This window comes from Mycolicibacterium tusciae (assembly GCF_002086795.1).
GTDB classification, from domain to species: domain Bacteria; phylum Actinomycetota; class Actinomycetes; order Mycobacteriales; family Mycobacteriaceae; genus Mycobacterium; species Mycobacterium tusciae.
The window spans coordinates 468,117-482,051 of the sequence record NZ_MVIM01000002.1 but is presented as its reverse complement, the minus strand read 5'-3'; the positions used below and the strand labels follow the sequence as shown (position 1 = coordinate 482,051).

Sequence of the window (13,935 nt, the reverse complement as noted above, 5' to 3'; positions counted from 1 at the left end):
ACATAGCATTCCCGCAGACCGGAGGGTAGGCACACCTAAATCGTTGGTCACCTCTGCGAGACTTTGAGCTATGCCGACGTTCGAAACCCTGCTCTACAAGACCGAGTCACACGTCGCGACCATCACCCTGAACCGGCCCGAGCAGCTCAACACCATCGTCCCGCCGATGCCCGACGAAATCGAAACGGCCATCGGGCTGGCCGAACGCGACCCCTCGATCAAGGTGATCGTGCTCCGCGGCGCCGGTCGCGCGTTCTCCGGCGGATACGACTTCGGCGGCGGGTTCCAGCACTGGGGCGAGGCGATGAACACCGACGGTCGCTGGGATCCGGGCAAGGATTTCGCGATGGTCAGCGCCCGCGAGACCGGGCCCACGCAGAAGTTCATGGCGATCTGGCGAGCGTCCAAACCCGTCATCGCCCAAGTCCACGGCTGGTGCGTCGGCGGCGCAAGCGACTACGCCCTGTGCGCGGACATCGTCATCGCCAGCGACGACGCCGTCATCGGCACGCCCTATGCCCGCATGTGGGGCGCCTACCTCACCGGCATGTGGCTGTACCGACTGAGCCTGGCGAAGGTGAAGTGGCACTCGCTGACCGGGGAGCCGTTGACGGGGAAAGAAGCCGCAGCAGTCGAACTCATCAACGAGTCCGTGCCGTTCAAGAAACTCGAGGCCCGGGTGAAAGAGATCGCCGACAAGCTCGCCAGAATCCCGCTGTCTCAGCTGCAGGCACAGAAGCTCATCGTCAACCAGGCCTACGAGAACATGGGACTGTCGTCCACCCAGACACTCGGCGGCATCCTCGACGGGCTGATGCGCAACACTCCCGACGCGCTGTCATTCATCGAAACCGCTGGCTCACAAGGTGTTCGGGCGGCCATCGAGGAACGCGACGGACCATGGGGGGACTACAGCCAGGCACCCCCGGAGCGCAGGCCCGACCCGTCGCACATCATCGAGCCCTGAGCAGATCCACCAGCGCATCGAGATCGGCGATACAGCGCAGGGTGTCGTTGAGATGCGTGCACGTGCTGGTACCCACGAATTCACCGCGTATACGTTCGCGCATGTCCGGCAGCGTCATTCCCCGAATCCGCTCCGCGCTGCCGATCGCGCCGGGACACTCCCGCCACGGCAGCACCCGCACATCCGCCCTCACCGACGTGATCGTCCGCGTCGACGTATCCACCGTGCCGACGACGGTGTACTCGTGCACGATCGTCTCGACACCTTCGCCGTCGCAATGTGAATCGCGGAAATGCGCCTGGAATCCCGCGGAATCGTCCTCCGCGGGAACAAGATCCAGACGCCGGAACCGGCGCATGCCGTGCGCGCGCAGAGCATCCACGGGGTGCAGACCATCCAGCGGCGGTGCCACCGGGCCGTGGACCGACGGAATGACGTCGTACCGCCTGGCGTAATCGATGAGCGAGGCCTCCGGCGCGAACCCCGCGCAGATGCCCGCCATGCGGTCCGCGGTGCCGGCAGGCAACTTCTCCTCGACGCCGAGAACGATCGCGGCGTGCTGCACCGCGTAGCCGGACACCAGAGCCGCGCCGACCCAGTCGTCGAGCAACAGGTGCAGCCTGCCTGCGCGCTGCGCCTCACCGGGGAGCAGCTTGCCCACCGCCGAGCGGAATCCGGGGCCGACGCGGCTGCCCAGCAACCGGTCCAGTCGCCCGTCGCGCGGGGCGGACTCGATGCTGTCGATCACCCGTTGCGACAGGTGCGCCCGAATCCGCGTCTCGCCCAGCACCTCGACGGCGTCCTGATCTGCCGTCACGTCGCGGGCTCTCAGGTCGACGTCGGAATCGCCGGTACCGGCCGGATGCGTGTCGATGGTGCTGGTGCGGCGAAAGGTACCCGGAACCAGCAGCGCCGGTGCCTGGACGGGCTGCTGAGGTCCCGCGATGTCCGACACGAATGGCATGGGCAGAACGGTACCCGGGAGGACGGCGACACCTAGTCCCGCCGGCGCAGGCCGCCCAGCATCGCCACCGCGACCCCGAACACCACGAGCACACCGCCCGCAGCCAGTGTCAGGTTCAGCCAATGGTGCGCGCTCAATTCGGCCTGGCCGACCATGACGTCCGCGATCTGCCGGATGTCGCCTGCCGTCTGGTTCAGTGCGTCGTCGACGAAACGGCGTGACGTTTCCAACGCCGCCCATCCCCCAGCTCCCACCAGCAGAGCCGAAACACCAAGCGATACAAGAGCTTTACCACGTGATCGGGCCGCCGCCAGCATCAGCAGCGCCGATATGCCCGCCAATACCGTCGACCCGACACTGACCCACGGACCCCACGTCGACAACAGCCGCAGCTGGCCTGGCCGCAGCTCCGACGATTCGGGCACCGTGATCGGCACCGTCAGAGTCTGCGGAACGTCCAGGTCGAGATTGCCGAGCGTCTCCTTGATCGACGAATCGTTGAGCATCGGCGCGATGTCGACGAGCCAACGGTCGCCCGAGCCGTCCTCGGCCCGGACCGTGTCGGTGAACATCCAGCGGTGCGCGATTCGATTGGCCTGCGCAAACTGGCCGGGGAATCCGTCATTGCCGGTGTAGGCGGTGACGACGTTTCCGACGAGTTCGGTGTTGAGGGTGCCGTACCCGTTGTTGGCGGCGAAGCTGCGGATCTGCGCCGTCAACTCCGACGCCATCGCGCGCTGAAGCTTCGGATCCTGTGCCGCGGCCGCAGACAGCGCGGCGTACCCGTCCTCGCTCACCACGTTGCGCTGCGCCCACATCGTCGGGACCGCCACAGCCAGCAGAACGGTCGTGACCAGCCACAGGAACATAGTCGCGACGAACCGCACGCATCCTCCTTAACGGGACGCGGCGGAATCAGTCAGCCAGCGCACGTCCCACGATGAGGGGGTCGGCCTCGGCGACCACCTCGCGGTCCTTGTTGTCGTAGTCGAACTTACCGAGGACGTGGCGCATGGCGTTGATGCGCGCACGCTTCTTGTCGTTGCTCTTGACGACCGTCCAGGGTGCGATGTCGGTGTCGGTGAGCTCGAACATGTCCTCCTTGGCCGCGGTGTAGGCGTCCCACTTGTCCAGCGACGCGAGGTCCGTCGGCGACAGCTTCCACTGCCGCACCGGGTCGACCTGGCGAATGGTGAAGCGGGTGCGCTGCTCCCCCCGCGTCACCGAGAACCACAGCTTGGTGAGACTGATGCCTTCGTTGACCAGCATCTGCTCGAAGAGCGGTGCCTGTCGGATGAACTCCTCGTGCTGGTCCGCCGTGCAGAAGCCCATGACGCGCTCCACGCCGGCGCGGTTGTACCAGGACCGGTCGAACATAACGATCTCCCCCGCGGCGGGCAGGTGGGCGACGTATCGCTGGAAGTACCATTGCGTGCGTTCGCGCTCGGTGGGCTTCTCGAGCGCGACGACGCGCGCGCCGCGCGGGTTGAGGTGCTCCATGAACCGTTTGATGGTGCCGCCCTTGCCCGCCGCGTCGCGGCCCTCGAACACGATGACGTGGCGCAGCCCGTTGGCCTGGCTCCACTTCTGCAGCTTCAGCAGTTCGATCTGCAGCAGCCGCTTGTGCTCCTCGTACTCCGGACGCGGCATGCGCTCGTCGTAGGGGTAGCGCTCGCGCCAGGTGTCGACCTCGGATCCGCTGGGATGGTGCACCAGCACGGGGTCGTCATCGTCGTCGTCGCGGACGGTGTAGTACTCGGTTCCCTTGAGCGCGGTCACCGGCAGAAAATATCGACCCCCCCGTAAGCGACGGTGACGCGAAGATGAACGAAAGGTGGCGCGCGGAGGCGTTACTTGGCGGTGCGCTTGGGCCGGATCAACGCGAGCTTGGTCATCATCGTGTTCATCCGCTTCAGTGCCCGCAGCGAGTTGTTGTAGTAGTTGCCGCCCGCGCCGATGTTGGTGCGCGGGGCGACGACAACCTCCTGGCGGCAAAACTTGCGCACACCGTCGGCGCCGCCGAAGCGAGCTCCGATGCCCGATGTCTTCCAGCCACCCATCGGCGCCGTGGTACACATCAGGTTCGAGATCACGTCGTTGATGTTCACGGCCCCGCAATCCAATTCCACCGCAACGTCTTTCGCGCGGTCGATGTCCTTGGAGAACACCGATGCGCTGAGGCCGTAGGGGCTGTCGTTCGCCAGCCGCACCGCTTCGGCGACGGCGGCGACCTTCATGATGGGCAGTGTCGGGCCGAACGTCTCCTCCGTCATGCAGTCCATCGTGTGGTCGACGTCGACGAGCACCGTCGGCTCGTAGAAGCTGCCGGGGCCCGTCGCGCGCTTGCCGCCGGTGAGCACCTTCGCGCCCTTGGCGACGGCGTCGGCGACATGACGCTCGGTCACTGCGAGCTGGGAGTCGTCGATCAGGGCGCCGAAGTCGTGCCCCTCGCCCGCGCCCATCTTCAGATTCTTGACGTCGCGCACGACGGCGGCGACGAACTGGTCGTAGACCGGTTCGAGCACGTACACCCGCTCGACGGACACACATGTCTGGCCGGCGTTGAAGAACGCACCCCAGACCGCAGCGTGCGCGGCCAGGTCGATGTCGGCGTCCTCGAGCACGACCATCGGGTCCTTGCCGCCGAGTTCGAGGCTCACCGGCGTGAGCCGGCGCGCCGCGCGTTCGGCGACCTTGGCGCCTGTCGCGGATGACCCGGTGAACTGGACGTAGTCGGCGTTGTCGACGACGGCCTCGACGGCCTCCCTTGCCCCTTGGACGATCGCCATGACCTCGGGCGCGCCGGAGTCCGCCCAGCCGCGCAACAACAGCTCAGCGGTCAGCGGGGTGCGCTCGGAGGGCTTGAGGAGTACCGCACAGCCCGCCGCCAACGCGGCGATGCCGTCCATCAGGAGGTTGGCCACGGGATAGTTCCAGGGTGCGACGATGGCGACGATCGGCCGCGGCCGGTAGTGGACCGTCACCTTCTTGATGTTCAGGAAGGGCAGCGACGCGGGCCGGGCCTCAGGTGCCAGCGCCTTTTCCATCGTCTTGATGTAGTACGACGCGATCATGATCAGCAGCGGCACCTCTTGGGCGGCGTCGGTCGCCGACTTACCGGTCTCCTTGATCAGCAGCTGCTCGATCTCGTCGCGGTGCTCGCCCATCCACACGGCGAAGCGGGCCAGCACCTTGGCGCGGCCCTTGGGCCCGCGGGCCTCCCATTCGCGTTGCGCCCGGCGCAAGCCCGTCGCGATGCGGGGCACGTCAGCGGGGTCGGTCCACCGCACGGTCCCGGCTACAGCGCCGGTTGCGGGATTGAGCACAGTGGCGGCTTGCGATTCCGGGGGCAGATCAACATCTGGCGTCGCGGTCATAGCTCCATGCTAGCCACCGCGTGTGACGTAGATCGCACCGGGGTTGACACGTGTCAAGTCACGGTGGGCGACGAGCGCCGCGAGGCCCACGACGGAGGTGCCGAGCAGCAACCCGCCGACAGTGTCGGTGAAGTAATGAAACGTCGAGCCCACGCCGACCATGGCGAGCGCCACGTAGGCGACCGCGGCCAGCATCGCCCACCGGGCACCACCTGCCACCAACACGAAGAGGCCCAACACGATCGTCGTCGTCGTGATGTGGCCGCTCGGGTACGCGAGGCCGTCCTCGATGTGGCGACCGAACATCGGCTTGATGAACTGCACAAGCAGGTATGTGAGCGGAGGAGACACTGCGGCGGCCAGAGCCAGCCGCCAGCACCGCCGATACAGCGCCATGCCCACGACCGTGACGCCGAGGATGACGAGTGACAGCGGCATTGCGAGGTAGGACAGGTCTTGAGCGACACCGCGATTGAGCGCCTGGAACCAGTCGTCGACCGGGGTGGATCCCTTACCGACGGCGAGTCCGAGCACGATCATCGCGGTCACCCCGACCGGTGGCCACCACCGAATCGGACTCACACGATGCCGCGCACGTAGGCCGCCTGGCCCAGGTGCTGCGCACTGTCGTCGATGATGCTCACCAGCCGCACGCCCGCAGTCACCGGCGGGTCCCAGTGATCGTCGACGACGCGGTCCAGCTCCTCGGGCGTGACTGAGGCGATGTACTCGAGCGTCGCCTTGTGCACACCGTGGTAATAGCCGGCCAGCAGGTCAGCTGACGCGCGCACCTTGGCCACCTCGTCGGGGCCGTCGCCGTACCCCATCGCATCGCGCGGTAGGTCGAGACCGAAGCGGTCGACCCAGCCGTCGCGCAACCAGACCTGTTCGGTGTCCGCGATATCCGCCAGCTGCAGGTCGTGCTGACGGGCGCTGTGCCAGATCAGCCACGAGATGCTGTTGGCATTCGCGGTGGGGCGGAAGAACGCGACCTCATCCGTAAGCCCGTCGGTGAGCCGCTCGACGTGCTCGATCAACCGGGTGAAGGCGTCCCGCAGCAGTGCACGCACCGCCAAGGAATCAGAGGAAGCATCAGAGCTAGCCATACCTTGACGTTACCCAGTTCAGTCCTGCAGCTGCGCCCCGTGGAAGACCGCCTCGATGTTGTTGCCGTCGGGGTCACGCACGAATGCCCCGAAGTAGCCGGGGTGATATTCCGGCCATATCCGCGGCGCATGCAGGGATTCGGCGCCGGCCTCGATCGCGGCGTCGTAGAACGCCTGGACGGCGTCGGTGCCGGAGGCCTGGAATGCGAAGTGCACCTCACGGTTGGGCCCGGCCGCCTCGCCCGCATTCATGTCGGCGATCCAGAAATCGGGTTTGCCCTCGGTGCCATAGCCGATGGCGACCTGATAGTCCATCTGACGGGTGTATCCGAGCACGCCGAGGACCTTGTCGTAGAAGGCCTTGGACTCATCCCAGTTCGCACAGTTGATTCCGAAGTGGTCAATCACGGCCTCATCCTGGCATCCCGGGCCGACACAGTCGTACATTCACCTCATGGCCTACGACCTGATCATCCGGAACGGCACCATCGTCGACGGCCTCGGCGGCGAACCGTACGTCGGCGACGTCGCGGTCTCCGACGGTGTGATTGCGGCCGTCGGCACCGTCGACGGCTCCGGCGCCAGAGAGGTCGACGCGACCGGGCTGCTGGTCACGCCGGGGTTCGTCGACCTGCACACGCACTACGACGGCCAGGCCATCTGGAGCGACCGCATGATCCCGTCGTCGGCGCACGGCGTCACGACCGCCGTCATGGGCAACTGCGGCGTGGGTTTTGCGCCGTGCCGGGTCGAGGACCACGACGTGCTCGTGGATGTGATGGCCGGTGTCGAAGACATCCCCGGCGTCGTGATGGTCGACGGGTTGCCGTGGACGTGGGAAACCTTCCCGGAATTCATGGACGCGCTTGAGGCGCGACACAGGGACATTGACGTGGCCGCCTTCCTTCCGCACTCCCCGCTGCGGGTGTACGTGATGGGACAACGCGGCGTGGACCGTGAACCCGCGACCGACGAAGACCTTTCCCTGATGCGCAAACTTGCGGCCGAAGCGGTGCGGGCGGGCGCGCTGGGCTTCGCATCGTCTCGCCTGACGCTGCACAAGACCATCAAGGGCCAACCCATTCCGAGCTACGACGTGGACTACGCGGAGATCGAGGCGATTGCACGCGGCATCGACGACGCCGGCGGTGGTCTGCTGCAGTTCGTGCCCGACCTGATGGCGGGTGACTACCAAGCGTCCCTTGGTGCGGTGTTCGACGTCGCGGGTGAAGTCGGACTGCCGGTGACGTTCACGCTGGCGATCGGCAACGCGGGCCCGCCGATCCACCTCGATGCCCTGGCCATGGTGGAGAAGGCCAACGCGAACGGGGGCGACGTGACGGGCCAGATCTTCCCGCGGCCAATCGGGCTGGTGCTCGGGCTGGATCTGTCAGGCAACCCGTTCGTGATGTACCCGTCCTACCAGGAGATCGCGGGGCTGCCACTCGCGGAACGGGTCGCCGAGATGCGTAAACCCGAAGTACGCGAACGCATCATGAACGACACACCGAGCAGCGACGGGCATCCCCTGATGTTCGCCGCGCAGGCGTGGGACTACATGTTCCCGCTCGGTGATCCACCGAATTACGAACCGGCTGCTTCGGATTCGATCGGCGCGCGGGCCCGGGCGCGCGGCGTGAATCCGTTGGAGGAGGCTTATGACCGTCTCCTCGACGACGACGGACACGCCATGCTGCTGGTGACCCTCGCCAACTTCCGCGACAACTCCCTGGACACCGTCGCCGAACTGATCCAGCGCGACGACGTCGTACTCGGCCTCGGCGACGGCGGTGCGCACTACGGAATGATCTGCGACGCAAGCTTTCCCACGTATCTACTGACGCACTGGGTGCGCGACCGTGAGTCTGGACGGCTGTCGATCACCCAGGTGATCAAAGAGCTCACGTCCGTACCTGCCCGGATCGGCGGCTTGGAGGATCGTGGCCGCCTGGCCGTCGGGTACAAGGCCGATATCAACATCATCGACGCCGACGCGTTGCGTCTGCACCGACCCACCGTCAAGTCCGACTTGCCCGCCGGTGGACGACGTCTGGACCAAACGGCCGACGGCTACGTGATGACGATGGTGTCCGGTCAGGTCATCTCCGAGAACGGCGAGCCCACTGCGGCCCGTCCCGGCAAGCTGATCCGTGGTCGCCAGGCCGCACCCGCCACCGCATGAGCGTCAAGGTCGATCTCAACAAACTCGCCGACGCGTTGGCGGATTTCTCGTTCGGATACTTGATCACCGTCGGCGACGATTTCCGCGCGCACACCGTCGCCGTCGAACCGGTACTCACCGAGGGCGTGTTCGAAGTGGGCCAGATGGGATCGGGCACACGCCGCAACGCCGGCGAGCATCCCAACGTCACCGTCATCTGGCCACCGGCCGACCCCGGCGGATACACGTTGATCGTCGACGGCCGGGCCGAAGTGGCCGACGGCGGACTCACCGTCACGCCCACCAAGGCGATTCTGCACCGCAGAGCCACGTCCGACTCCGTGGCGACGAGTCCCGACGGCCTGCACGACTGCCTGCCGCTCAAGGAGTAGACACAAAGCCCCGAGTTATCCACAGCTTGGGAAGGTTCCCCTTTCGACCGCCGCAGTTGTGGGATGCGATGAAGCCGTGGCCGAAATCGACCGCATCCTCGCAGCACATGGCGGAGTCGTGTCCGCGGGTCAGTTGCGCACGGCGGGGTGGTCGCAATCGCACATCAGGAAGCTGCCTTCGCAGGGTTGGCGAGCGGTGCGTCGGGGTTGGTACGCCGTTCCGTCCGCCAACCCTCAGGTCGTCCGCGCCGTTACCGCGGGAGGTGTACTGGGTTGCGCCTCGGCTCTGCGGCTACGCCGCGTCTGGGTTCCCGATTCCCGACTGCACATCCGCTACTCGACGCGAGCGCGCCAGTCGCGCCCGGGAGTTCGCTCCTGCCATCCGTATCGCCGGGATCCACCCGTCGTCGGTGCGGTCGACGCGATGGACGTCGCCGTCGCGTCCGCGGCCAACTGCTTCGGAGCGGAAGGGCTAATTGTTGTACTGGATTCGATGCTGAATAAACGGATGATCGACATGGCCGACGCGAAATCGATTGTGGCAGCGTCGCGTTTTGCACACCTGAACCTCGCGCAGCGATGCGACCCCCGAAGCGAGTCTGGTACGGAGACCATGATCAGGCTGCGACTGCGGGCTGAGGGGATCCAGCTGCGGACTCAAGTGGTGATCCCGGAAGTGGGCCGCGTCGACTTTCTCGTGGGCAATCGCCTCATCATCGAAGCCGACAGCCGTGAACATCATCTGGCGAAGTACCAAGTGGATCGGACGAGGGACCGGGTCGCGACAGGTCTGGGTTATCTGGTGATTCGGCTGACGTATGAGGACGTTGTCGAGAGCTGGGACGTCGTGATCGAGGACATTCGATCGGTGATTCGAAGGCGAGGACATCGAAGGCCGATCTAAACGTCAGTTTGAGAGCGTCTCCATGCATATATACGCGCGACGGCGCTGTCAGCGTGACATTGCGTCAGCGACACACGAAAAAGCCCCGGTGCGCGATGCGCACCGGGGCTTTTTCGTACTGGGACCTAGAAGTCCATGCCGCCCATGCCACCGGTCGGGTCGCCCGCAGGTGCGGCCGCCTTCTCCGGCTTGTCGGCGACGACGGCCTCGGTGGTCAGGAAGAGCGCCGCGATGGACGCCGCGTTCTGCAGCGCCGAACGCGTCACCTTGACCGGGTCGGCCACGCCAGCCTTGAGCAGGTCCTCGTACTCGCCGGTCGCGGCATTCAAGCCGGTGCCGGCGGGCGAGTTGGTGACCTTCTCGGCGACAACGCCGGGCTCGAGCCCACCGTTGAAGGCGATCTGCTTCAGCGGAGCCGACAGCGCCACGCGGACGATGTTGGCGCCAGTGGCCTCGTCGCCCGTGAGACCGAGGTCGTCGAGCGCCGGAGCCGACTGCAGCAGCGCCACGCCGCCACCGGCGACGATGCCCTCTTCGACGGCGGCCTTCGCGTTGCGAACGGCGTCCTCGATGCGGTGCTTGCGCTCCTTGAGCTCCACCTCGGTGGCAGCGCCGGCCTTGATGACCGCAACACCGCCGGCCAGCTTGGCCAGGCGCTCCTGCAGCTTCTCGCGGTCGTAGTCGGAGTCGCTGTTCTCGATCTCGGCGCGGATCTGGGCCACGCGGCCCGCGATCGCGTCGGAGTCGCCTGCACCCTCGATGACCGTGGTCTCGTCCTTGGTCACGACGACCTTGCGGGCCTGACCGAGCAGCGCGACGTCAGCGGTCTCGAGCGAGAGGCCGACCTCTTCGCTGATGACCTGGCCACCGGTGAGGATCGCGATGTCCTGCAGCATGGCCTTGCGGCGGTCGCCGAAGCCCGGGGCCTTGACGGCGACGGACTTGAAGGTGCCACGGATCTTGTTGACCACCAGGGTGGAAAGGGCCTCGCCCTCGACATCCTCGGCGATGATCAGCAGCGGCTTGCCGGACTGGATGACCTTCTCCAGCAGCGGCAGCAGATCCTTGACCGTCGACACCTTCGACGACACGAGCAGGATGTAGGGATCCTCGAGGACCGCTTCCTGACGCTCGGCGTCGGTGACGAAGTAACCCGAGATGTAGCCCTTGTCGAAGCGCATGCCCTCGGTGAGCTCCAGCTGCAGGCCGAAGGTGTTGGACTCCTCGACGGTGATGACACCCTCGTTGCCGACCTTGTCCATGGCCTCGGCGATGAGCTCGCCGATCTGGACGTCACCGGCGGAGATGGCGGCGGTGGCAGCGATCTGCTCCTTGGTCTCGACCTCTTTGGCCGACTTCAGCAGCGTCTCGGTGATCTTCTCGACGGCCTTCTCGATGCCGCGCTTCAGACCGAGCGGGTTGGCGCCTGCGGCCACGTTGCGCAGACCCTCGCGAACGAGTGCCTGAGCCAGGACGGTGGCGGTGGTGGTGCCGTCGCCCGCGACGTCGTCGGTCTTCTTGGCGACCTCTTTGACCAGCTCAGCGCCGATCTTCTCGTACGGGTCCTCCAGCTCGATCTCCTTGGCGATGGACACACCATCGTTGGTGATCGTGGGGGCGCCCCACTTCTTCTCCAGTACGACGTTGCGACCCTTGGGGCCCAACGTCACCTTTACGGCGTCGGCGAGGCTGTTCAGGCCCCGCTCGAGGCCACGACGGGCCTCTTCGTCATACGCAATTGTCTTGGCCATTGCGAAGTGATTCCTCCGGATTGGGGATGCACGTCTTGCGGTCGGGCGCAGTGCCCGCGACGGACGGCTGGGGATGTGCTCCGCGTGTGCGGCCCCGGCCTCACCGTCCCGACCTAGCACTCACCGGTCGCGAGTGCCAACTGCATTTTTAGCACTCAACCATGGCGAGTGCAAGATCGTTCACCGCGGGCGAAGGCCGTCCAGGACGACGTCGGTGAGCCGCTTCGCCGCCTCGTCGTCGTAGGTTTGCATGGCTTGCAGCCCGACCATGACCGCTTTGACGTCGGGTGCCGAAACATCACGGCGCACCACACCCGCCTCTTGGGCGGCACGCAGCAGGTCACCGAGCATGGCGTAGAACTCGCGCTCCGCCTCTGGCATCGCCTTCTCGACGTCGATACCGACGCCCGCGAGCGCCTCGCTGAGACCCCGATCGGTCGCCCCCCACGTCAACACCATCGACCGCAGGAACTCGAACAGCGCAGTCGCTGGATCGCCGGCCGTCAGCAGACTGCGGCCTTCGCCGATGATGCCCCGGATCCTGTCCTCCACGACCGCACGGAACAGGTCCTCTTTGGTCGGGAAGTGGCGGTACACGGTGCCCGCCCCGACGCCCGCCCGCCGGGCGATCTCGTCGATGGGCACCGAGAGCCCCTCGCCCGCGAAGGTCTCGTAAGCGACCTCGAGTACCCGGGCGCGGTTGCGGGCCGCGTCCGCACGTAACGGTCGGGCGGTCTCGGTCAACTTGTCCCCTCGGGAATGGTTTAAGCGGGGCGCTCGTTCCGTATAGTTGTCATCAACCGGGGCGTACGCTCCGCTTAACACTGTACCGAGGAGACCCCATGTCCAACTGGAATACCGCCGATATCCCCGACCAGACCGGCCGCACGGCGGTGATCACGGGCGCCAACACCGGCCTGGGGTACGAGACCGCCGCGGCGCTCGCCGCCAAGGGCGCGCACGTGGTGTTGGCCGTACGAAATCTCGACAAGGGACAGGACGCCGCACGCCGCATCGGCCAGACCACCCCCGGCGCCCGCGTCGAGGTCGCCGAGCTCGACCTGACGTCGCTGGTATCGATCCACGCCGCCGCCGAACAACTGAAGTCCACCCACCAATCCATCGACCTGCTTATCAACAATGCCGGCGTGATGTTCACCCCGAAGTCCACCACCAAGGACGGCTTCGAATTGCAGTTCGGCACAAACCATCTGGGACACTTCGCCTTCACTGGCCTACTCCTCGACCATGTGCTTGCGGCGCCTGGCTCACGTGTGGTGACCGTGAGCAGCACCGGTCATCGCATCATCGACGCGATCCGCTTCGACGATCTTCAATGGGAGCGCGGCTACAACCGGTTCCGCGCGTACGGGCAGTCCAAGCTGGCCAACCTGCTGTTCACCTACGAACTGCAGCGCCGCCTTGAGGGGACCAACACCATCGCCACGGCGGCCCATCCCGGCGGATCCAACACCGAGCTGATGCGCAATCTGCCGAGCCTGGTGCAACCGTTGACTGCGCTGGCCCGGCCGTTCTTCCAGGGCGCCGACATGGGTGCGCTGCCGACGCTGCGTGCGGCAACCGATCCGGACGTCGTCGGCGGACAGTACTTCGGCCCGGACGGTTTCGCCGAACAGCGGGGGTACGCCACCCTGGTGTCATCCAATGCAGCGTCGCACGACGTCGACGCCCAAAAGCGGCTGTGGACCGTATCCGAGGAACTGACGAAGGTCGTGTATCCAATCGGTTGATCGGCTGAATGTGGCAGGCTGACAAGCGATGTCACTCTGGGATCCTCGAAACGTCCCCCCGTACCCGCCGGCCCGCTACACCAAGGACGAGCCGGAGGTCAGCGCCAGGTTGCGCCGAGGCACTCAACCCGCGGACTACGAGTCGTTCGGCCTCGTGAAGTACCACTATCTGGCCAACCAAGAGTCCACCGACGGCGATTACGGCCTGTACCGCGTTGACATCGCCCCCAACGGCGGCGGGCCGGGTCCGCACTTTCACCGCACCATGTCAGAGGCCTTCTTCGTCCTCTCGGGGACCGTGAGGCTCTACGATGGCAACGACTGGATCGACGGCCATCCGAACGACTTTCTCTACGTGCCACCGGGCGGCATCCACGGCTTCCGCAACGAGGCCGACGCGTCCGTCTCGCTGCTGATGGTGTTTGCTCCCGGCGCACCCAGAGAGGCCTACTTCGAGGGCTTGGCGCACCTGGCCGACCTGTCCGACGAGGAGCGCGCCGAGTGGTTCATCAAGAACGACAACCACTCCGTCGAATGACACGCGGTAGCCGACACGCCGAAA

Annotated in this window: 15 protein-coding genes; 6 read left to right on the top strand and 9 right to left on the bottom strand. The window is 66.0% G+C overall.

The genetic code is table 11. From position 1 onward, the window contains the following. Positions 1-70 precede the first annotated feature (70 nt). Positions 71-967, top strand: a complete 897-nt coding sequence (locus tag BST47_RS05365; RefSeq protein WP_083124156.1) for a crotonase/enoyl-CoA hydratase family protein — start codon at positions 71-73, stop codon at positions 965-967. On the opposite strand, the gene BST47_RS05360 is transcribed toward BST47_RS05365, so the two are convergent. The 7 genes from BST47_RS05360 to BST47_RS05330 all read right to left on the bottom strand — a co-directional run bounded on the left by BST47_RS05360 (position 954) and on the right by BST47_RS05330 (position 6,822). Beyond that, a complete protein-coding gene (locus BST47_RS05360) occupies positions 954-1,931 on the bottom strand; it encodes a DUF2889 domain-containing protein (protein ID WP_083124155.1) in 978 nt (325 codons plus the stop codon). The genes BST47_RS05365 and BST47_RS05360 overlap by 14 nt on opposite strands. 32 nt (positions 1,932-1,963) lie before the next feature. Next, the gene (locus BST47_RS05355) at positions 1,964-2,818 is read right to left on the bottom strand and encodes a hypothetical protein (protein ID WP_083124154.1); all 855 of its coding nucleotides are present in this window, start codon (positions 2,816-2,818) and stop codon (positions 1,964-1,966) included. A 28-nt stretch (positions 2,819-2,846) separates the two neighbouring features. Then, positions 2,847-3,710 (bottom strand): polyphosphate kinase 2, encoded by an 864-nt coding sequence (gene ppk2, locus BST47_RS05350; protein ID WP_083124153.1) that lies wholly within the window; start codon positions 3,708-3,710, stop codon positions 2,847-2,849. A 71-nt stretch (positions 3,711-3,781) separates the two neighbouring features. After that, positions 3,782-5,308: an aldehyde dehydrogenase family protein gene (locus BST47_RS05345; protein WP_083124152.1), complete on the bottom strand. Its 1,527-nt coding sequence runs from the start codon at positions 5,306-5,308 to the stop codon at positions 3,782-3,784. A 9-nt stretch (positions 5,309-5,317) separates the two neighbouring features. Beyond that, positions 5,318-5,890: a phosphatase PAP2 family protein gene (locus BST47_RS05340; RefSeq protein ID WP_207568532.1), complete on the bottom strand. Its 573-nt coding sequence runs from the start codon at positions 5,888-5,890 to the stop codon at positions 5,318-5,320. Then, positions 5,887-6,414: a mycothiol transferase gene (locus BST47_RS05335; RefSeq protein WP_083124151.1), complete on the bottom strand. Its 528-nt coding sequence runs from the start codon at positions 6,412-6,414 to the stop codon at positions 5,887-5,889. The genes BST47_RS05340 and BST47_RS05335 overlap by 4 nt, the downstream gene beginning before the upstream one ends. Positions 6,415-6,432: 18 nt before the next feature. Continuing rightward, positions 6,433-6,822, bottom strand: coding sequence for a VOC family protein (locus BST47_RS05330; RefSeq protein WP_083124299.1), 390 nt, complete (start codon positions 6,820-6,822; stop codon positions 6,433-6,435). Between the two features lie 46 nt (positions 6,823-6,868). Here BST47_RS05330 and BST47_RS05325 point away from each other — a divergent pair, with 46 nt between their 5' ends. From BST47_RS05325 to BST47_RS05315, 3 genes are all read left to right on the top strand, one after another. After that, positions 6,869-8,596, top strand: coding sequence for an N-acyl-D-amino-acid deacylase family protein (locus BST47_RS05325; RefSeq protein WP_083124150.1), 1,728 nt, complete (start codon positions 6,869-6,871; stop codon positions 8,594-8,596). Continuing rightward, positions 8,593-8,967 (top strand): hypothetical protein, encoded by a 375-nt coding sequence (locus BST47_RS05320; RefSeq protein ID WP_083124149.1) that lies wholly within the window; start codon positions 8,593-8,595, stop codon positions 8,965-8,967. The genes BST47_RS05325 and BST47_RS05320 overlap by 4 nt, the downstream gene beginning before the upstream one ends. Positions 8,968-9,043: 76 nt before the next feature. Continuing rightward, positions 9,044-9,871: a DUF559 domain-containing protein gene (locus BST47_RS05315; RefSeq protein WP_083124298.1), complete on the top strand. Its 828-nt coding sequence runs from the start codon at positions 9,044-9,046 to the stop codon at positions 9,869-9,871. Positions 9,872-9,996: 125 nt separating this feature from the next. On the opposite strand, the gene groL is transcribed toward BST47_RS05315, so the two are convergent. Beyond that, positions 9,997-11,622 carry a chaperonin GroEL gene (gene groL / locus BST47_RS05310; protein ID WP_083124148.1) on the bottom strand — a complete coding sequence of 542 codons (1,626 nt, stop codon included), beginning with the start codon at positions 11,620-11,622 and terminating at the stop codon, positions 9,997-9,999. A 180-nt stretch (positions 11,623-11,802) separates the two neighbouring features. Further along, on the bottom strand, positions 11,803-12,366 hold the full coding sequence (locus BST47_RS05305; RefSeq protein WP_083124147.1) for a TetR/AcrR family transcriptional regulator: 564 nt from the start codon (positions 12,364-12,366) through the stop codon (positions 11,803-11,805). Positions 12,367-12,464: 98 nt separating this feature from the next. On the opposite strand from BST47_RS05305, the gene BST47_RS05300 reads away from it, so the two are divergent. Together BST47_RS05300 and BST47_RS05295 are read left to right on the top strand one after the other, a co-directional pair. After that, on the top strand, positions 12,465-13,373 hold the full coding sequence (locus BST47_RS05300) for an SDR family NAD(P)-dependent oxidoreductase (protein ID WP_083124146.1): 909 nt from the start codon (positions 12,465-12,467) through the stop codon (positions 13,371-13,373). 28 nt (positions 13,374-13,401) lie between these two features. After that, positions 13,402-13,911, top strand: coding sequence for a cupin domain-containing protein (locus BST47_RS05295; RefSeq protein WP_083124145.1), 510 nt, complete (start codon positions 13,402-13,404; stop codon positions 13,909-13,911). The last annotated feature ends 24 nt before the right edge of the window (positions 13,912-13,935 follow it).

What these genes read in the sequence shown, in the direction of transcription:
- BST47_RS05300 (WP_083124146.1), top strand. Translation starts at nt 12,465, where the DNA reads ATGTCCAACTGGAATACCGCCGATATCCCCGACCAGACCGGCCGCACG.
- BST47_RS05345 (WP_083124152.1), bottom strand. Translation starts at nt 5,308, where the DNA reads ATGACCGCGACGCCAGATGTTGATCTGCCCCCGGAATCGCAAGCCGCC.
- BST47_RS05325 (WP_083124150.1), top strand. Translation starts at nt 6,869, where the DNA reads ATGGCCTACGACCTGATCATCCGGAACGGCACCATCGTCGACGGCCTC.
- groL (WP_083124148.1), bottom strand. Translation starts at nt 11,622, where the DNA reads ATGGCCAAGACAATTGCGTATGACGAAGAGGCCCGTCGTGGCCTCGAG.
- BST47_RS05320 (WP_083124149.1), top strand. Translation starts at nt 8,593, where the DNA reads ATGAGCGTCAAGGTCGATCTCAACAAACTCGCCGACGCGTTGGCGGAT.
- BST47_RS05295 (WP_083124145.1), top strand. Translation starts at nt 13,402, where the DNA reads ATGTCACTCTGGGATCCTCGAAACGTCCCCCCGTACCCGCCGGCCCGC.
- BST47_RS05360 (WP_083124155.1), bottom strand. Translation starts at nt 1,931, where the DNA reads ATGCCATTCGTGTCGGACATCGCGGGACCTCAGCAGCCCGTCCAGGCA.
- BST47_RS05335 (WP_083124151.1), bottom strand. Translation starts at nt 6,414, where the DNA reads ATGGCTAGCTCTGATGCTTCCTCTGATTCCTTGGCGGTGCGTGCACTG.
- BST47_RS05365 (WP_083124156.1), top strand. Translation starts at nt 71, where the DNA reads ATGCCGACGTTCGAAACCCTGCTCTACAAGACCGAGTCACACGTCGCG.